Origin of the sequence: Luteibacter sp., from assembly GCF_035539195.1 — a bacterium.
In the GTDB taxonomy this organism is placed as follows: Bacteria; Pseudomonadota; Gammaproteobacteria; order Xanthomonadales; family Rhodanobacteraceae; genus Luteibacter.
In genome coordinates, this window is record NZ_DATLIW010000040.1 from 214,587 (window position 1) to 232,221 (window position 17,635).

The 17,635-nt window shown below is 66.3% G+C and carries 16 protein-coding genes; 11 read left to right on the top strand and 5 right to left on the bottom strand.

Annotation, left to right across the window (positions count from 1 at the left end; translation table 11 throughout):
* Positions 1-34: 34 nt before the first annotated feature.
* From VM621_RS18190 to cyoE, 4 genes are read left to right on the top strand one after another with little or no spacing between them, the layout of a single operon-like run.
* The gene (locus VM621_RS18190) at positions 35-766 is read left to right on the top strand and encodes an SURF1 family protein (protein WP_325470375.1); all 732 of its coding nucleotides are present in this window, start codon (positions 35-37) and stop codon (positions 764-766) included.
* Positions 763-1,329: a hypothetical protein gene (locus VM621_RS18195; RefSeq protein ID WP_325470376.1), complete on the top strand. Its 567-nt coding sequence runs from the start codon at positions 763-765 to the stop codon at positions 1,327-1,329. Before VM621_RS18190 ends, VM621_RS18195 begins: the two co-directional genes overlap by 4 nt.
* Entirely contained in the window at positions 1,329-2,480 is a 1,152-nt protein-coding gene (locus VM621_RS18200) for a COX15/CtaA family protein (protein ID WP_325470377.1), read from the top strand. Before VM621_RS18195 ends, VM621_RS18200 begins: the two co-directional genes overlap by 1 nt.
* Positions 2,477-3,394, top strand: coding sequence for a heme o synthase (cyoE, locus tag VM621_RS18205; RefSeq protein WP_325470378.1), 918 nt, complete (start codon positions 2,477-2,479; stop codon positions 3,392-3,394). Before VM621_RS18200 ends, cyoE begins: the two co-directional genes overlap by 4 nt.
* Positions 3,395-3,559: 165 nt before the next feature.
* On the opposite strand, the gene VM621_RS18210 is transcribed toward cyoE, so the two are convergent.
* Complete coding sequence (locus VM621_RS18210; protein WP_325470379.1) at positions 3,560-4,396, bottom strand: alpha/beta hydrolase; 837 nt, start codon at positions 4,394-4,396, stop codon at positions 3,560-3,562.
* A complete protein-coding gene (gene hemH, locus VM621_RS18215) occupies positions 4,389-5,510 on the bottom strand; it encodes a ferrochelatase (RefSeq protein WP_325470380.1) in 1,122 nt (373 codons plus the stop codon). Before hemH ends, VM621_RS18210 begins: the two co-directional genes overlap by 8 nt.
* Positions 5,511-5,595: 85 nt before the next feature.
* On the opposite strand from hemH, the gene VM621_RS18220 reads away from it, so the two are divergent.
* From VM621_RS18220 to VM621_RS18240, 5 genes are all read left to right on the top strand, one after another.
* A complete protein-coding gene (locus VM621_RS18220; protein ID WP_325470381.1) occupies positions 5,596-6,285 on the top strand; it encodes a lipid-binding SYLF domain-containing protein in 690 nt (229 codons plus the stop codon).
* A gap of 75 nt (positions 6,286-6,360) precedes the next feature.
* Positions 6,361-6,606, top strand: coding sequence for a twin-arginine translocase TatA/TatE family subunit (gene tatA, locus VM621_RS18225; protein ID WP_325470382.1), 246 nt, complete (start codon positions 6,361-6,363; stop codon positions 6,604-6,606).
* Between the two features lie 13 nt (positions 6,607-6,619).
* Complete coding sequence (gene tatB / locus VM621_RS18230) at positions 6,620-7,048, top strand: Sec-independent protein translocase protein TatB (RefSeq protein ID WP_325470383.1); 429 nt, start codon at positions 6,620-6,622, stop codon at positions 7,046-7,048.
* A complete protein-coding gene (gene tatC, locus VM621_RS18235; RefSeq protein WP_325470384.1) occupies positions 7,035-7,793 on the top strand; it encodes a twin-arginine translocase subunit TatC in 759 nt (252 codons plus the stop codon). The genes tatB and tatC overlap by 14 nt, the downstream gene beginning before the upstream one ends.
* A gap of 4 nt (positions 7,794-7,797) precedes the next feature.
* Entirely contained in the window at positions 7,798-8,430 is a 633-nt protein-coding gene (locus tag VM621_RS18240; protein ID WP_325470385.1) for a hypothetical protein, read from the top strand.
* Positions 8,431-8,433: 3 nt separating this feature from the next.
* On the opposite strand, the gene VM621_RS18245 is transcribed toward VM621_RS18240, so the two are convergent.
* The 3 genes from VM621_RS18245 to VM621_RS18255 all read right to left on the bottom strand — a co-directional run bounded on the left by VM621_RS18245 (position 8,434) and on the right by VM621_RS18255 (position 11,351).
* A complete protein-coding gene (locus VM621_RS18245) occupies positions 8,434-8,679 on the bottom strand; it encodes a hypothetical protein (RefSeq protein WP_325470386.1) in 246 nt (81 codons plus the stop codon).
* 132 nt (positions 8,680-8,811) lie between these two features.
* On the bottom strand, positions 8,812-10,164 hold the full coding sequence (locus VM621_RS18250) for a S41 family peptidase (protein WP_325470387.1): 1,353 nt from the start codon (positions 10,162-10,164) through the stop codon (positions 8,812-8,814).
* Positions 10,165-10,178: 14 nt separating this feature from the next.
* The gene (locus tag VM621_RS18255; RefSeq protein WP_325470388.1) at positions 10,179-11,351 is read right to left on the bottom strand and encodes a murein hydrolase activator EnvC family protein; all 1,173 of its coding nucleotides are present in this window, start codon (positions 11,349-11,351) and stop codon (positions 10,179-10,181) included.
* A gap of 342 nt (positions 11,352-11,693) precedes the next feature.
* Between VM621_RS18255 and gltB the strand changes: the two genes are divergently transcribed.
* Positions 11,694-16,145: a glutamate synthase large subunit gene (gene gltB, locus VM621_RS18260; RefSeq protein WP_325470389.1), complete on the top strand. Its 4,452-nt coding sequence runs from the start codon at positions 11,694-11,696 to the stop codon at positions 16,143-16,145.
* Positions 16,142-17,578 (top strand): FAD-dependent oxidoreductase, encoded by a 1,437-nt coding sequence (locus VM621_RS18265; RefSeq protein WP_325470390.1) that lies wholly within the window; start codon positions 16,142-16,144, stop codon positions 17,576-17,578. The genes gltB and VM621_RS18265 overlap by 4 nt, the downstream gene beginning before the upstream one ends.
* The last annotated feature ends 57 nt before the right edge of the window (positions 17,579-17,635 follow it).

Sequence of the window (17,635 nt, forward strand, 5' to 3'; positions counted from 1 at the left end):
ATCCGAGTATAGCGGTGGCCGTGGGGCGTCTGGCATGAGCTTCTTGCGTCGTCCGACGTGGTTCGCTGTCGCACTCACCGTGGTGGGCGTGCTTGCTTTCGTGCGCCTGGGCATCTGGCAGCTGGACCGCGCCGACGAGAAGGACGTGTTGCTGCGGCGCTACGCCGCATCCGCCGCCGCGGCGGTGGAGGACTTCGGCATGATCGCCGACACGCCGCCGCCGGACCGGTATCCGCGCGTGGCCCTGCATGGCCATTTCGTCCCCGGACACACCTATATCCTCGACGACCAGACCCATGCGGGACAGGTCGGCATTCACGTCTACGTGCCGTTCTCGCCTCGCGGGCAGTCGCCTTACGTGTTGGTGGACCTCGGTTTCCTGGCCAAGGAAGCGGGCGCCAATCCGCGCCTGCCGCCGCTACCCAGCGGGGAGACGACCATCCGCGGGCTGTACGTGCCGTCGCCCGGTGTCGGTGTCCGGCTGGGTGGCGATCGCCTGCCCGAGCAGAAGGGAGCCGAAAAGAGCATGGTCTACGTCGACCTCAAGGAGATCGGCGCCGACGTCGGCCGTGCGCTGTATCCTCGCGTGCTGCTGCTGGATGCCGATCCGGCCAGCATTTATGTGCGCGACTGGACGCCCGGCTTCATGCCGCCGGCGCGGCATCGCGCCTACGCTTTCCAGTGGTTCACCTTTGCGCTCGCCGCGGTGGTGATCTTCGTTCTCCTGCATCGCCAGCGACGCCCGAAGCGGCCCGAGAAACCATGACCGATCCGAACGTCTCCGCCAAGAATATTCGCAGCAGCCGCATCAAGCTGATCCTCATCATGTTGGTGTTCCTTGCGCCGATCGTCGCTGCGGGGCTGCTCACGCTCAGCGGCTGGCAGCCCGAAGGCAAGGGTAACGGCCGGCCGATCGTGCCCCAGCGCAGTGTCGCCGACGTGCGCGTGGACGTGGATGGCAAGCCCTGGGTGTGGCGCGCGAGCGAGCCGCGCCTGACGCTCGTTGCGTTGCCGGGTCCCGGCTGCGCCGATCGCTGCCTGCAGACCCTGGCACTGATGCGTAACGCGCGCATCACGCTCAACCAGAATGCCGACCGCCTGCGCCTGCTCTTTCTGGGCACGCCGGCGACGGCGGCGGGTGCGGATGGCGTCATGCCCGACTGGAAGGTCGGCAACGATGGCGCCAATGCGTTCGGCGAGTTCCGCCCGACCGAGCCGGACAGCGTTGCTGCCGTACTCGTCGAGTCCAACGGCACGGCGCTGTCGTTCTATCCCGCCGGTTTCGATCCCAGCGGCCTGCGCAAGGACATGCAGAAGGTGATCCGCTGATGTCGCCGCGTGCCGTGAAAATCCTGCGTACCCTTGCGCTGCTCGCCGCCCTGTTCGCCTTCTGCATCGTGATGTTCGGTGCCTTCGTACGCCTGTCCAATGCCGGTCTTTCCTGTCCGGACTGGCCGACCTGCTACGGCAAGGCCACATGGCCCGGCCATGCGCAGGACATCGCGCAGGCCAATGAAGCCTTTCCCGACCGGCCCTACGAGACGCACAAGGCATGGCGCGAGCAGGTGCATCGCTTCCTTGCCGGCGGCCTCGGCTTCATGGTCCTGGCGATCGCACTGATCTCGGCCTGGCGCCGGCGCACGGCGGTGATCGCCGTGCTGCTCGCCGCCGCGTTCGCCGTGGTCGGCGTGGTGATGTACATGCGCGGCGAACATGTCGTGTCCTCGTCCCTGTCCGCGCTGGCGATCGCCTTGCCACTGATCGCGGCAGCGACACTGGACCGACCGGGCGCGTGGAAGGTAGGTGTCGCCGCCTTGGCAGTGATCATCTTCCAGGCCATGCTCGGCATGTGGACGGTGACCCTGCTGCTGAAGCCGGTCGTGGTGATGGGGCATCTGCTTGGTGGCCTGGCCACCTTCGCCCTGCTTGCATGGGCCGCGCTACGCTGGTGGCGGGTGGGTACGCTGGACGATCGCTTCGCGGCGCTGCGGACACCCGTGGGCATCGGCATCGTGGTGCTGGTCTGCCAGATCGCCCTGGGCGGATGGACGAGTTCCAACTACGCGGCGCTCGCCTGCGGCACGGACTTCCCCAAGTGCCTCGGCCAGTGGTGGCCGGAGACCGACTTTCCGCAGGCCTTCGTGCTCTGGCGCGGTATTGGCGTGAACTACGAAGGCGGTGTGCTCGATATGGCCGCGCGCAGTTCGATCCAGCTCGCCCATCGCATCGGCGCACTGGTGACGTTCTGCTATCTCGCCTGGCTCTCGCACAGGCTCGCGCGCTCCGGTCTGCGCAGGGTAGGTATCGCGGTCGGCGTCGTCCTGATCGCGCAAGTGCTGCTTGGCATCGGCAACGTGCACCTCGGCCTGCCGCTGCCCGTGGCGACGGCGCACAATGGTGTGGCGGCGTTGCTTCTATTCACCCTGCTCGCGGCCCTGGCGAGCACGCAGCGCCTGCCTGCGACGACGGAGTCCCTGTGAGCATCCTCGGCCAATATTACGAACTGACCAAGCCGCGCGTCGTCGCCCTGCTGGTCTTCTGTGCCGTCATCGGCATGTTCCTCGCCGTGGATGCCACGGGCCAGCGTGTCTTGCCGACGTGGCACGCGGCAGTGTTCGGCACGCTGGGAATCTGGCTTGCGTCCGCTTCCGCGGCGGCGTTCAACCATCTGATCGACCAGCGCATCGACAAGATCATGGCGCGCACCTCGCATCGTCCCCTCGCCACGGGGCAGCTCACGCCGATGCAGGTCTTCGTCTTCGCGATGGCGCTCGGCATCGTCTCGATGCTGGTGCTGGTCTTCCTGGTGAACATGCTCACCGCCGTGCTGACGTTCTTCTCGCTGATCGGCTACGCGGTGATCTACACGGCCTACCTGAAGCGCGCGACGCCGCAGAACATCGTGATTGGCGGCCTTGCCGGTGCGGCGCCTCCCATGCTGGGCTGGACGGCGGTCACCGGTTCGCTGCATCCGTACGCGTTGCAACTGCTGTTGATCATCTTTGTGTGGACGCCCCCCCACTTCTGGGCGCTGGCGATCTTCCGCGTCGACGACTATTCGCGTGCGCAGGTGCCGATGCTGCCGGTGACCCATGGCGTGGTCTACACGCGCTGGCACATCCTGTTCTATACGATCCTGCTCTGTGTGGTGACCCTGCTGCCGTTCTTCACCGGGATGAGCGGACTCATCTACCTTTTTGGCGCGGTGATCCTTGGGCTGGGCTTTCTCTGGTACGCCATTCGCATGCTGAATCCGCCGGACGAGTTGTTCGCGATGAAGATGTTCAACTATTCCATCGTGTACCTGATGGTGTTGTTCGCCTTCCTGCTGGCCGACCACTGGCTGGTCGATCCGATGATCCAGCCGGCGTTCCGGCTGGAGCCGGTGGTCTGACCGAAGAGCATCGCCGCTGAAGCGGCTCCCACAGAAGCCCGGCAGCCCTGTGGACAAAAGCAAGGCAGCCTATGGGCAGAAGCCCGGCAGCCCTATGGACAGAAGCCGGCAGCCCTATGGACAGAAGCCCGGCAGCCCTGTGGGAGCCGCTTCAGCGGCGATTCCTCACAACGCGTCCCGCAACCAGGCCGCCACCGCTTCCGGCCGCTCCAGATGCAGGTGATGGCCGCCGTCCATCTGCGTCACGGCGATCTGGTCCACGCAATCGATTCGTACCTGCAGCGCTTCCGGCTCCAGGTAGGGCGGATGCGGCCGCGCCAGGAGCAGCGATGTCGGCGCCGCCAGACCCAATAGCAGCGACATCACCTGGGTCTCGGCAAGGCGAATGGCCGTCGGTTTCGACAGGCGCGGATCGCTGCGCCAGCTATAGCCGCCTTCCACCTCGCGCAGCCCGCGTTCGACGATAGGCCGGGCGAGCGACGCATCCAGTCCGCTGGCCAGCGCACGCGCACGAGCGGCATCGTCGATCGACGGAAACACACGCAGTGGACGGTTACCGTCGTCCTTGATCGCCAAGGCATCGCGGAAGCGCTCGAGCGTGCGCGATCCGTCGTCGCCGAGTGGGCCGAGGCCCTCGATCAGGGCCAGGGCGCGAATGCGCTCCGGCGCAGCGATCGCCACCATGGTCGCCACGCCCGCGCCGAGCGAATGCCCGAGCAGATGAAAGCGGGGCAGGGCGAGCGCATCCACGGCCGCCAGGACAGCACGGGTGTAGTCGACGTGCTGGTAGATCGTGCCGGCCGGCAGATGATCCGAGTGCCCATGACCCGGCAGGTCGAGAGCGATGACATGGAAACGCTCGGCCAGCAGGGGCGCGAGCAAGGCGAAGCTGGCTGCGTTGTCGAGCCAGCCGTGGACGAGTACCAGCGGCGGCGCGTCAGGCTCGCCCCAGGTCAGGCCGGACAGTTCCAGTCCGGGAATGGACGTACGCAGTTCACGCATCGTCGCGCACCTGTCGCGCGCGCTCGCGGCTGGCCGCAAGGCGGCGGGCCGCATCGGCCGCGTCGTAGTCCGCGGCGGACTCCGGCCAGCCCTGGGTATGCCGCAGCACGAGATCGGCGATGGTCGCGACATGCGCGGGAGCGGCATTGAGGCAGGCGATGTAGTTCAGGGTCTCACCGCCGGCTTCCTTGAAAAAGTCGGCATTCTGCATGGCGATTTCCTCGAGCGTTTCCAGGCAGTCCACGGCGAAGCCGGGGCTGATCACGTCGATCCGCTTGATCCCGTTGGCGCCGAACACCTTGACTGTCTCGTCGGTATACGGATGCAGCCAGCGTTCGCGACCGACACGCGACTGGAAGCTGAGCGGCGCCTCTTGCTCCGAGAGCCCGAGGGCTTCGCGCAGCAGGCGTGCGGTGGCGTGACACTGGCAGAAGTACGGATCGCCGTTGCGCACGTAGCGCTCGGGAATGCCGTGGAAGCTCATGAGCAGTTTTTCGCCGCGCCCGTTCCGTTCCCAGTGGGCGCGTACGCTGTCGGCGAGCGCCGCTATGTAGCCCGGTTCCGCGTGGTAGTCGTTGATCTGGCGGAGCTCGGGTGGCCAGCGCAGCCCCTTGACCGCGTCCGCCACCGCGTCGAAGACGCTACCGGTCGAGGTGGCCGAGTACTGGGGATACAGCGGCAGGACGAGCAGGCGGCGCACGCCTTCGCGCTGTAGCTGGGCGATGGTCTCGGCCACCGCCGGCTTGCCGTAGCGCATGGCGAGCGCCACCCGGATCGGGCCGGTGCGTCGACGGCCGAGTTCGGCCTGCAGGGCGGCGGCAAGGGCCTCGCTGCCGACCCGCAGTGGCGAGCCCTGTTCCGTCCAGATGCGCGCATACGCATGGGCCGAACGCTTCGGGCGCACGCGCAGGATCACCCCGTGCAGGATCGCCAGCCAGAGCAGGCGCGGGTACTCGATCACCCGCGGATCGCCGAGGAACTCGGCCAGGTAAGGCCTCACCGCAGCGGCGGTGGGCGCTTCAGGTGTACCGAGATTAACCAGCAGCACACCCACCTGGGGCACGGTGTCATGGGAATACCCGGCAAGGCCGGTATAGTTTGGCGTACCTGGCATCGGCGTCGGGCACTCGCGGGAATTCCCGCAGTCTGCCATAGCACGGTGTAACGCCGAAGCCGTCATGTATGAAAGGAGCCACGCGATGACCCCACGTCTTTCCCGCCTGCTTGTTCTCGGACTTCTTGCCTTGCTGCCCATATCGGCGGTGCAGGCCGCGGACCCGCCCAAGGAGCAGGCCGAGAACGCGGTGCGCGTGCTCAAGGAAATCATGGACGACGCGCCGGACAAGCAGCTCCCGGCCGATCTGCTCAAGAACGCGAGGGCGATCGCCATCCTTCCCGACATGGTCAAGGGCGGGTTCGTCTTCTCGGGAGCCAAGGGCGAAGGCCTGATTTCGATCAAGAGCCCCGACGGCACCTGGTCCAACCCCAACTTCATCTCCATGGCCGGGGCCGGCGTCGGCTTCCAGATCGGCATCCAGTCGGCCGACGTCATCCTGGTTTTCCGCACCGATCGCGGCGTGCAGGGCATCATCGATGGCAAGTTCACCCTTGGCGCCAACGCTTCGGCGGCGGCCGGACCGGTGGGGCGCTCGGCCACCGCGGCCACGGACGGCCAGCTCAAGGCGGAGATCTACACCTACTCGCGCGCCAGGGGCCTGTTTGCCGGCGTGGCGCTCGACGGCACCCATTTCAGCATCGACGACGACACCAACAAGGAGGTTTACGGCCCCGGCATCACGCCGCGCCGCATTTTCGAAGGCGGGGTCACCAACGCCCCAGCATATGTAGTCAATTTTCGTGACGCGCTGGAGGAGTACACTCAGCGCTGAATCTGAACCATCCGGCGTCACGCAAGGGCGCCGGTCCGTCCCATCGGTGCCCTGGCGGGCGCCTGCGAGGTTTTCATGAGCATTACCCATATCGTCCTCCTGCTGCTCGTCGTCGTACTGATCTTCGGTACGAAGAAGCTGCGCAACATCGGCTCGGACCTGGGCGGTGCGATGCGCGACTTCAAGAAGGGGATGGAAGGCGACGAGGAGGCCAAGGCCGCCCGTGAGCGTGAAGAGAAGCTGCGCGCCGATCCCCCGCTGACGGGCCAGGTCCCGCCGACCCACACCGAATCCACCGAGCCGCGCGACCGCGCTCCGTGATCCTGGCGGCGCCATGATCGAGATCAGCTTCGGTAAATTGCTGCTGCTCGCGGTAGTGGCGCTCATCGTCCTCGGCCCCGAGAAGCTTCCGCACGCCGCCCGTACCGCCGGCGCGCTGATCCGGCGCATGCGTAACGGCTGGGACAACGTGAAGGCCGAGGTCGAGCGCGAGATCCAGGCCGAGGAAATCAAGCGCACCCTGCGCGAGACCGCCGAAAGCGCCCGTTCGGCGCATGACAGCGTTCGCGCCGAGATTCGCGGCGCCGGACAGGATATCCGCGACACCGGCGATCGCGTCCGCGATACCTTCACCGACACTCAGACGGCACGTATCGACGGCCGTGAGCCCGAGGGCCGTGAGCCCGACCCGGCACGCGACATGCTGCCGCTGGCCCACGGCGCGACCACGCCGCCCAGGGACGAACCGCATGACCGCAGCTGACCCCGATCCGTCCGCCGAAGACGCGATCGAAGAGGGCCTGTTTTCCCACCTTATCGAACTGCGTTCCAGGCTCCTTCGCGCCGTGGTCGTCCTGCTGGTGGTGCTGCTGGCCCTGGTGCCGGTCGCGAACCACCTCTACGCCGAACTGGCCAAGCCGCTGGTGGAGCGCATGCCCCAGGGCGCGCACCTGATCGCGACCGAAGTGGCCAGCCCCTTCGTGACGCCATTGAAGCTGGCCTTCTTCGTCGCGCTGTTCATCAGCATGCCGATGATCCTCTACCAGCTCTGGGCCTTCGTCAGCCCTGGCCTGTACCGGCACGAGAAACGCCTCGCCCGACCGCTGCTGGTCGCCTCGCTGGTGCTGTTCTATGCCGGCTGCGCGTTCGCCTATTTCGTGGTGATGCCGGCCGCCTTCAAGTTCCTCAACGCCGTGACGCCCGAAGGCGTGGCGATGATGACGGACATCACGCATTACCTCGATTTCGTGATGCTGATGTTCTTCGCTTTCGGCCTCTGCTTCGAAGTGCCGGTGGCCGTGGTGATTCTGGCTGCCGTGGGTATCGTCGACGCGGAAAAACTCAGCAAGGGCCGCGGATACGCGATCGTCGGCGCCTTCGCGATCTCAGCGTTCATCACCCCGCCGGATTTGCTCTCCATGGTGATGCTGGCCGTGCCAATGTGCCTGCTCTACGAAGTGGGCCTGCTGTCGGTGCGCTTCCTGCTGAAACCACCCGAAAGGGAGTAGTTCCATGGGCGTGTCGATCGGCTGGCTGGCGGTGAAAGGCAAGGATGCGGACGCGGTACTGGGCGCGCTGGATCTCGTGCGCAATGGACAGACCGAATCGCATCCACGCCGCGGCTACGCGATCACGCTGCCCTCGGGCTGGTTTGTCGTTGTCACACGTTTCGCTTCGCCGTTGATCGTCGAGGAATCGCTACGTCCTTTGTCGCGGAACTGCACGGTCGTCACGTGCGAGCAGGACGACCAGCAACTCGTCAGTGCGGCGACCTGCTACGTGGACGGCCTGCGCAGCTGGAGCGTCGAGCACGATGGCCAGCAAGACGATACCCGCCATCTCGCATCCAACGGCAACCTGCCGCGCGCCTTCGACGCCATCCACGCCCGCATCGAAGCCTTGCAGGATGCCGCCGACACCGAAGGCGACGACGTCGATCACTTCTATTTTCTGCCGCCCGAGCTCGCGCATAGCGTGACTACGTTCGACGAGGCGCTTCCTGCCAGCGCCTATGGCGTCGTCGCCTTCGAGGGGTGGACACAGGCCGAGGCGCTCAAGCCCGGGCGCAAGCCGGACCTGCCGTGGAGCGTCCGGCGGGCCATAGTGAAAGCCCGCGCGGATCGACCGTGGTGGAAGTTCTGGTGACGATTACTTCTGGTTGTCGAACGCGTAGTCGACGGCGGCGTCGAGGCTGGCGAGGTCCGACAGTTTGGCAGGTACCGAAACGCCGTACTCGGCGGCAATGCGTTTGGCGACGTCGGCAGACTTGCAGCCGTCGATGACCTTGGTCCAATTGTCCGCCTTCGGCGTGAGGGGCGCCTGCTTGTGCTCCTTGAGATGCGCGTTCACGGTCGCGACGATGTACTCCCGGATCTGTTCCTTGCTGCTGCTCATGGCATGTTCCTTATGCGGTGGTGGGTGTGGAACTCAAGCATGTCGAATTCCACACCCATCGTGCGACGCGCCAGCGGCTTCAGCCATAGCCCCTTGGTCGTAGGCGCTCCCGGGAAAAGCTAACGGGTTTCGCTACCTGCCGACCGGCTGCCGATTCAGCGCCATCCCCTTCAGCACATTCAACGCCTGCGACAGCGCGTAATCCTCGATCGCCAGCTTGCCGCCGTCATCGGTGCCGCTCTTGTCGTCGCCGGAGGCTTTTTCGTTGGCCAGGTGATTGGGCAGGTCCGCTTCCGAGCCGATCAGCTGGGGCGGCGTGTCGCTCTTGTTGACCGCCAGATCGGCCAGGGCGATATCCGGCTTGATGCCTTCGGCCTGGATCGAGGTGCCGTTGGGCGTGTAGTAGCGCGCGGTGGTGATCTTGACGGCGTGATCCTGGTCCAGCGGCAGCACGGTCTGCACGACGCCCTTGCCGAAGGTGCGACGACCCATGATCAGTGCGCGATGGTTGTCCTTGAGTGCGCCGGAGACGATCTCGGCGGCCGAGGCCGTGCCGTTGTCGGTGAGGATCACCATCGGCGCACCCTTGAGCAGGTCGCCGGGATGCGCTTCGAAGTTGAGGTTGGCATCCTGCAGGCGGCCCTTCGTCGTGACGATAGTGCCGGAGTCGAGGAAGGCGTCGGCGACCGCGACCGCGGTGGTGAGCAGGCCGCCGGGATTCGAGCGAAGGTCGAGTACGGCACCCTTCGGTGCACCGTTCTTCTTGATGTAATCGTCGAGCTTCTTGTCCATGTCCGTGGCCGTGTCTTCCTGGAACTGGCTGAGGCGGATATAGACATAGCCCGGGTCGAGCTGACGCAGTTTCACGCTGGTCACGGCGATGCGCTCGCGGACCAGCGGCATGTCGATCGGCTTATCGGATTTTTCGTGAAGAATGGTGAGGGTGATCTTGCTGCCGGGATCGCCGCGGAGCTTCTTGAACGCCTCGTCGATGTTCTGGCTGTCGACGACCATGCCGTCGATCTTCAGGATGGTGTCGCCCGGCTTGATACCTGCGCGCGAGGCCGGCGTGTCGTCGATCGGCGAGACGATCTTCAGGTTGCCGTCCACCTGCAGCACCTCGATGCCCAGGCCGCCGTACTGGCCGGTGGTGTCCTCGTCGAGTTCGTCGAGACCTTCCTTGTCGAGGTACTCGCTGTGCGGATCGAGGTTTTGCAGCATGCCGCTGATCGCGGCCTTCATGATGGTCTTGTTGTCGAGCTTCTCGACGTAGGCCTGGCGCACGATCTGATAGACCCGCGTGAAGTTGCGGATGTCGTCGAGGTCGACGGTGTCGTCCGCCCTGGCGGCGACGGCTGCCGCGCTGGTCGACGAAGCGGCTGGGGCATCGGGTTGTTTCAGCGGCTTCTGCTGGGCCTGGGCGGGAATCGTCACCACCGCGCCGAGGGCCAGCGCGAGGGCGAAACGAAGGGGGTGTTGGCGCATGCCTGTCTCCGGGGTCAATGCCGTTTACCGAGCCAGCCGCGCGCATCGATGGGTTTGCCACCCTGGCGCAGCTCGAAATAGGCGCCGTTGTCGCCGGCGGGCGCCGCGGCCGTGCCGACGGTTTCGCCGGCCTCGACCATGTCGCCCACGCCGTGCAGCAGCGTTTCGTTGTTGCCGTACATGCTCATGAATCCGTTGCCGTGGTTCACGATGATCATCATGCCGTAGCCGCGCAGGAAGTTCGCGAAGACGACGCGGCCACGTGCGACAGCCTTCACTTCGCTGCCTCGCGGCGCGACGATGATCACCCCGCTGCCGTACGCGTGGACCGGGCCATTGGTCGGCCAGGGCAGGTTGCCTCGCAGGTTGCCCATGGGTGCCGCGGGCGGCGTGCCCTTCGGTGCCGGCGCGGGCTCGGCGGCCTTGGCCGCCTCGTCGATCACCTTCTGCAGCCTGGCGACCAGCGCGTTCATGTCCTGCTCGTTCTGCTTCAGCGCAGCGATACGCTGGGCCTGGTCCTTGTATTTCGAGTCGGCCTCGGCCACCAGTTTCTGCTGCTCGCTGCGCTGCCTTTCCAGTTCGCCCGTACGCTTTTCGCGCTCGGCCCGCGTCGCCTCGAGCTTGTCCTGCTCGGCGGTGATCGCGGTTTCGACCTCCTGCAGGCGGGAAAGATCCGCGAGCAGGCCACGGATGCGCTCGACCCGGTTCTCCTGGAAGTAACGCGAGTAGGCCAGGGCCCGGGAGATCCGGTTGACGTCCTCGTCGCCGAGCAGGAGCTGGAGGTCGGAGCCGCGACCCAGCGTGTAGGTCGCCCGGAGCAGGTCGCTCAGGGCGCCTTTCTGCTTGTCGAGTCCAGCCTGCATCGCCGCCCGTTGCTCGTTCAGCTGCGCGAGATCGCGCTTTCGCGCTTCCAGCTCGGTATCCGTCTCGCGGACGGCCTTGGCGGCCGCCGAGACCTGCTCGGCCTGCCGGGCCAGGGCCGCGTTCGCGCTGTCGCGGGCATTGACCGTATCCCGCTGCTCTTTCGTCAGCCCTTCGATCTCCTTCCTCACCCCGTCGAGCTTCTGCCGGGCCGCGTCCTGCTCGGAGCGCGCCTTGACGTCCTGCGCCGCGAAGGCGGGCGGGAAAGGGGCGGCGGCAAGGAGGGCGAGGGTCGGCAGGAGAAGGAGGCGGGGAATTGGGCGCATCGTCCGATTATTACCCATCCGGTGGTTGGGTGACCTATCGGGCCAGCCTCGCTTTGGCTTGGCAGGAGCCGATGCATCGGCGATCGAGGCAAGACGGAGGCCGCCCCGGCTGGTATGGCCCTCACCCCGCCCCGCAGCCCATTTCCGCGAAGTGGTCTCGCGCCGACCGCGTGAGAATTCCGTTCGCTTTCCGTTTGGACGTCCGAACGCTTTGACGCAGCGCGACAAATATGACTAAAGTGGGTCGCTCGCCCTTCGCGGGCACGTGATGGTCGACCGTTCCAGGTCGCGGGGCCACGTGCTCGCCAGATTCCCAGCACAACCTTATGCCCCAGGAGGCGGATGGTGAAGCAAGGCACTCCGCGCCTCTACGACGAGGCGTTCGAACACGACAGCTGCGGCTTCGGCATCGTTGCGCAGATAGACGGCCATGCCAGTTCGGCCCTGGTCGATACCGCTTTTTCGGCACTCGCCAAACTTTCCCATCGTGGTGGCGTGAACGCCGACGGCATCAGCGGCGACGGCTGTGGCGTGCTGATTCGTCGGCCGGTCGAGTGGCTGCGCGCGCTCGCGCGCGAATCCGGCATTTCGCTGGCCACGCATTTCGCCGCCGGCGTCGTCTTCCTCGATCCGGCAGGCGACGATAGCGCCGTTGGGGTTCTCGAGAGCGAACTGGCCAAGGCCGGTCTCAGCGTGGCAGGCTGGCGCGATGTCGCCGTGGACGCCGCCGCCTGCGGACCGCTGGCGGCATCGTCCATGCCGCGTGTCCGGCAGATCTTCGTCGATGCGCCAGGCGATCTGACACCGGCGCAGTTCGAGGCCAGGCTGTTCCATGCCCGTCGTCGCACGGAGCTGTCCCTCGCCGACGACAAACAGTTCTACGTGGTCTCGCTTTCCGGCGAAGTGGTCGGCTACAAGGCGATGGCCGCGCCTGGTCATCTGCGCGACGTCTACCCGGATCTGAAGCATCCGGCGCTCGTCGCCGACGCCGTGGTGTTCCACCAGCGCTTTTCGACCAATACGTCGCCACAGTGGCGGCTCGCGCAGCCGTTCCGCCTCCTTGCCCACAACGGCGAGATCAACACCATCCGCGCGAACCGCCGCTGGATGCAGGCGCGCACGTCGGTGATGCGCTCGGATCGGGTCGATCTTTCCGACATCGGCCCGCTGGTTCGCCAGAACGGCTCGGATTCGGAAAGCCTCGACAATGCCCTCGAGGTGCTCTTGATGGGCGGCATGGACTTGCTCACCGCCATGCGCGTGCTGGTGCCGCCGGCGTATTCGGCACGCGAGGATATCGACGAAGACCTCGCCGCCTTTTACGAGTATTACGCGTTGCACAGCGAACCGTGGGACGGTCCTGCCGGCCTGGTGATGTGCGACGGTCGCTATGCCGCTTGCACGCTGGACCGCAACGGTCTTCGTCCGGCGCGGTGGGCGCTGTCCGACGATAACCACCTGATCGTGGCCTCCGAAGCGGGTCTGTGGGACGTGCCCTCGTCGCGCATCGTGGCCAAGGGCCGCCTCGCCCCGGGCGAGATGATCGCCGTCGATTTTCGCGAACACCGCCTGCTGCGCGACACCGATATCGACGCGATCAACCGCCGGCGCGCGCCTTTCCGCGACTGGCTGCGCGACGGCGTCACCTATCTCGAGTCCGATCTGATCGACCCGAGTCTCGCCGCCGAGCCCTTGCCCGCCGACGAACTGCGTCGTTATCAGAAGCTGTTCGGCCTCTCGCGCGAAGAATCCGAGTCGGTGCTGAAAGTGCTCGCGGAGACCGAAGCCGAAGCCACCGGCTCGATGGGCGACGACACCCCGATGGCCGTGTTGTCACGGCAGATCCGTCCGCTGTTCGATCGCTTTCGCCAGGGCTTTGCCCAGGTCACCAATCCGCCGATCGATCCACTGCGCGAGCGTCTGGTGATGTCGCTGGTCACGCAGATCGGGCAGGAGCGGAACATCTTCGACCTCGGTCCGGAGAACGCGAAGCAGATCCTGCTCAATTCGCCGATCCTTTCGCAGCGCAAGTTGCGTCAGATCCTCGCCAATGCGGAGTATGCGGACACGCCGCGTTTCGACCTCATGTACGGCGCCGACGAAACGCTGGAGCAGGCACTGCTGCGCATCTGCGACCGTGTCGAGGCGGCCGTGCGCGGCGGCGTCAGAATCGTCTTCCTGAGCGATCGCTATCCCCGCCGCGACCTCCTGCCGATCCATTCGCTGCTGGCCACCGGCGCGGTGCATGCGCGCCTGGTCGATCGTGGCCTCCGGTGTCAGTGCAACATCATGGTCGAGACGGCGACACCGCGCGATCCGCACCATTTCGCCTGCCTGCTCGGTTTCGGCGCCACCGCCATCTATCCGTGGCTCGCCTATCAGAGCCTGTTCGACATGGGTCGCAGCGGACACATCCGCAACGGCGAAGGCGCGCCGCGCGAGATCGGTCGCAATTACCGTCGCGGCATCCGCAAGGGGCTTCTGAAGATCCTGTCGAAGATGGGTATCTCCACGGTGGCCGGTTACCGCGGTGCGCAGCTGTTCGAAATCGTCGGCCTGTCGCCTGACGTGGTGGATATCTGTTTCCCGGGTACACCTTCGCGTATCGGCGGTTCGACTTTCGACGATCTCGAAAAAGAACAGCGCATGCTCGCCGCCGAGGCCTGGGACGAAGCCCACGCGCTGCGTGCGGGTGGCCTGTTCAAGTACGTGCACGGCGGCGAGTTCCACATGTACAACCCCGACGTGATCGCCAGCCTGCAGGTGGCCGTGCGCACCGGCGACTGGAACGATTACGCGAAGTACGCCCATTACGTGGACGCCCGCCCGCCATCGGCGCTACGCGATCTGCTCGTGCCCAGGGAAGGCACACCCATCCCGCTCGACGAGGTCGAGCCGGTGGAGAGCATCCTCAAGCGTTTCGACTCGGCCGGCATGTCGCTCGGCGCGTTGTCGCCGGAGGCGCACGAAGCCCTGGCGATCGCCATGAACCGCCTGGGCGCGCGGAGCAATTCGGGCGAGGGCGGTGAGGATCCCGCGCGCTACGGCACCGACCGGGCTTCGAAGATCAAGCAGGTCGCCTCGGGTCGTTTCGGTGTCACGCCGACGTACCTGGTCAACGCCGAGGTATTGCAGATCAAGATCGCCCAGGGCGCCAAGCCGGGCGAGGGCGGCCAGCTGCCCGGCCACAAGGTGGATGCGACGATCGCCCGCCTGCGCTACGCCAAGCCGGGCATCGGCCTGATCTCCCCGCCGCCACATCACGACATCTATTCGATCGAAGATCTCGCCCAGCTGATTCACGACCTCAAGGAAGTGAACCCCAAGGCGCTCATCTCGGTGAAGCTCGTCTCGCACGCCGGCGTCGGCACCGTCGCGGCCGGTGTCGTCAAGGCGGGCGCGGACCTGATCACCGTCTCCGGACACGATGGGGGCACGGGCGCCAGTCCGCTCACCTCGATCAAGTACGCCGGTACGCCGTGGGAACTCGGTCTGGCCGAAACACAGCAGACCCTGCGCCTCAACGACCTGCGCGGCCGCGTTCGCCTACAGACCGATGGTGGCCTGAAGACCGGCCTGGACGTGATCAAGGCGGCGATGCTCGGCGCGGAGAGCTTCGGCTTCGGTACCGGCCCGATGGTCGCGCTGGGTTGCAAGTACCTGCGCATCTGCCATCTCAACAACTGTGCCACCGGTGTCGCCACCCAGCACCCCGTGCTGCGCCAGAAGCATTTCCTCGGCCTGCCGGACATGGTGATGAACTATTTCCGCTTCGTCGCGGAAGATGTCCGTCGCCATCTGGCGCGGCTCGGCGTGCGTTCGCTGGAAGAACTCGTCGGCCAGAGCGGTCGTCTCGAGCAACGCGACGGTGTCACGGCCGTGCAGGACCGCCTCGACCTCAGCCCGCTCATCGGCGAAGACGGCATGGGCGAGAAAGTCGATTTCGCCTGTACGTTCGCGCGCAATCCCATGCGCGATCCGGGCACCCTGGCCAGTCGGATCTCGGCGGACACGCGTGCCGCGGTCGCCGATGCGCTCGGCGGTACCTTCCGCTACGACATCGCGAACACCGACCGCGCCATCGGCGCACGGTTGTCCGGCGACGTCGCGCGTCGCTGGGGCGATGTCGGCATGGTCGAGAAACCGGTACACCTGCACCTGACCGGGTCGGCCGGGCAGAGTCTCGGTGCGTGGAACGCCTCGGGCGTACACATCGACCTGATCGGCGAAGCGAACGATGGCGTCGGCAAGGGCATGGCTGGGGGGCGGCTCATCATCCGGCCGCCCGCGGATTCGCCGTTCGCCAGCCAGGATGCCTCGATCATCGGCAATACCTGCCTGTATGGCGCGACCGGCGGCGAACTGTTCGCTGCCGGCCAGGCCGGCGAGCGCTTCGCGGTGCGCAACTCCGGCGCGCTCGCCGTCGTCGAAGGCGCGGGCGACCATTGCTGCGAATACATGACCGGTGGTGTCGTCGCCGTCCTCGGGCGCACCGGTCTCAACTTCGGCGCCGGCATGACGGGCGGCTTCGCCTATGTGCTCGACATCGATCGCAACTTCGTCGATTGCTACAACCACGAACTCGTCGACATCGTGCGTATCTCGCACGAAGGCATGGAACACTACATGCAGCACCTGCGCCAGCTCATCGCACGTCACGCCGAACTGACCGACTCCGCCTGGGGTCGCAAGGTACTCGGCGACTTCCGTGGCCTGCTGCAGCGCTTCTGGCTGGTGAAGCCGAAGGCCGCCAGCCTGGACGCCCTGGCCGAAGAACTGCGGAGTGCGGCATGAGCGCAAAGGACTTTCGTTTCCTCGAGGTGCCCCGGCAGACCCCACGCACGGTGCCCGTGGCGGTGCGTGTGCTCGGCTATGGCGAGATCTCCGGCGAGTTCGCGCCGTCGGAAGCCGCCGCGCAATCGGAGCGCTGCATCGACTGCGGCAACCCGTACTGCGAGCACGCCTGCCCGGTGCACAACTACATTCCGAACTGGCTGAAGCTGGTCCAGGACGGCCGGCTGTTCGAAGCCGCCACGCTGATGCACGAGACCAATCCACTGCCCGAGATCTGCGGCCGCGTATGTCCCCAGGACCGTCTGTGTGAAGGCGCATGCACGCTGGAGCAGGGCGATTTCGGCGCGGTGACGATCGGCAGCGTCGAACGCTGGGTGACGGACGAAGCGATTCGCCAGGGTTGGCGCCCCGACCTCTCGCGCGTTCGCGAGACCGGCCAGCGTGTCGCCATCGTCGGTGCGGGTCCGGCCGGGTTGTCCTGCGCCGACCGCCTGCGCCGTGCGGGCATCGCTGCCGATGTCTACGACAGCCAGCATGAAATCGGTGGTCTGCTCACCTTCGGCATCCCGCCGTTCAAGCTCGACAAGTCCGTCGTGCGCACGCGGCGCATGGTGCTCGAAGGCATGGGCGTGCGCTTCCATCTGGGCGTGGAGATCGGTCGCGACATCGCCTTCGAGGAACTGCTCGCCGACTACGATGCCGTCTTCGTCGGCACCGGCGCGTACACCTATGTCGATGGCCAGCTCAAGGGTCGCGACCTCGACGGTGTGCACGATGCGCTGCCCTTCCTGATCGCCAACGTCGAGCGCCTCCTGCGCGATGAAGAACCGGCAGCGGCCTACGACCTCGCCGGCAAGCACGTCGTCGTGCTCGGCGGCGGCGATACCGGCATGGATTGCAACCGCACCGCGATCCGCCTCGGCGCCGCGTCGGTCACCTGCGTTTATCGTCGCGACGAGGCGAGCATGCCCGGCTCCCGTCGCGAAGTCGGCTACAGCCGCGAGGAAGGCGTGCGCTTCCTCTTCCAGCAGCAGCCCATCGCCCTGGTCGGCGAAGGCGGCAAGGTCACCGCGGTGCGCGTCGTCGAAACCCAGCTCGTCGACGACGGTGACGGACGTCCCCGTCCGCAGAACGTCGCCGGCAGCGAGGTCGACCTGCGCGCCGACGTCGTCATCCAGGCCTTCGGCTTCCAGCCGAGCCCGCCGGACTGGTGCGACGCCTTCGGTGTGGCACGCGACCGGAGTGGGCGCATCGTGGCCGGCGGTGAAGGGCGGCTCCCGTTGCAGACGAGCAACCCGCGGATTTTCGCCGGTGGAGACAATGTCCGTGGGGCGGACCTCGTCGTGCGTGCGGTCTACGACGGCCGCGAAGCCGCCGGTTCCATCGCACTCATGCTGGCCAACGCGAAGCTGGCCCTGAAGGTGGCGGTTTAACCCGTCCTTTCGGGGCAGCGCCGTTTCTGCAAAACCTTGCGACGGCGGGTAGGGCAC

Bases quoted from the DNA above. Each gene is read 5' to 3' on its own strand.
- tatC (WP_325470384.1), top strand. From the start codon at position 7,035: ATGACCGCAGCTGACCCCGATCCGTCCGCCGAAGACGCGATCGAAGAG.
- VM621_RS18255 (WP_325470388.1), bottom strand. From the start codon at position 11,351: ATGCGCCCAATTCCCCGCCTCCTTCTCCTGCCGACCCTCGCCCTCCTT.
- gltB (WP_325470389.1), top strand. From the start codon at position 11,694: ATGGTGAAGCAAGGCACTCCGCGCCTCTACGACGAGGCGTTCGAACAC.
- VM621_RS18195 (WP_325470376.1), top strand. From the start codon at position 763: ATGACCGATCCGAACGTCTCCGCCAAGAATATTCGCAGCAGCCGCATC.
- tatA (WP_325470382.1), top strand. From the start codon at position 6,361: ATGAGCATTACCCATATCGTCCTCCTGCTGCTCGTCGTCGTACTGATC.
- VM621_RS18250 (WP_325470387.1), bottom strand. From the start codon at position 10,164: ATGCGCCAACACCCCCTTCGTTTCGCCCTCGCGCTGGCCCTCGGCGCG.
- VM621_RS18265 (WP_325470390.1), top strand. From the start codon at position 16,142: ATGAGCGCAAAGGACTTTCGTTTCCTCGAGGTGCCCCGGCAGACCCCA.
- VM621_RS18220 (WP_325470381.1), top strand. From the start codon at position 5,596: ATGACCCCACGTCTTTCCCGCCTGCTTGTTCTCGGACTTCTTGCCTTG.
- VM621_RS18245 (WP_325470386.1), bottom strand. From the start codon at position 8,679: ATGAGCAGCAGCAAGGAACAGATCCGGGAGTACATCGTCGCGACCGTG.
- VM621_RS18200 (WP_325470377.1), top strand. From the start codon at position 1,329: ATGTCGCCGCGTGCCGTGAAAATCCTGCGTACCCTTGCGCTGCTCGCC.
- VM621_RS18240 (WP_325470385.1), top strand. From the start codon at position 7,798: ATGGGCGTGTCGATCGGCTGGCTGGCGGTGAAAGGCAAGGATGCGGAC.
- tatB (WP_325470383.1), top strand. From the start codon at position 6,620: ATGATCGAGATCAGCTTCGGTAAATTGCTGCTGCTCGCGGTAGTGGCG.
- VM621_RS18210 (WP_325470379.1), bottom strand. From the start codon at position 4,396: ATGCGTGAACTGCGTACGTCCATTCCCGGACTGGAACTGTCCGGCCTG.
- hemH (WP_325470380.1), bottom strand. From the start codon at position 5,510: ATGCCAGGTACGCCAAACTATACCGGCCTTGCCGGGTATTCCCATGAC.
- VM621_RS18190 (WP_325470375.1), top strand. From the start codon at position 35: ATGAGCTTCTTGCGTCGTCCGACGTGGTTCGCTGTCGCACTCACCGTG.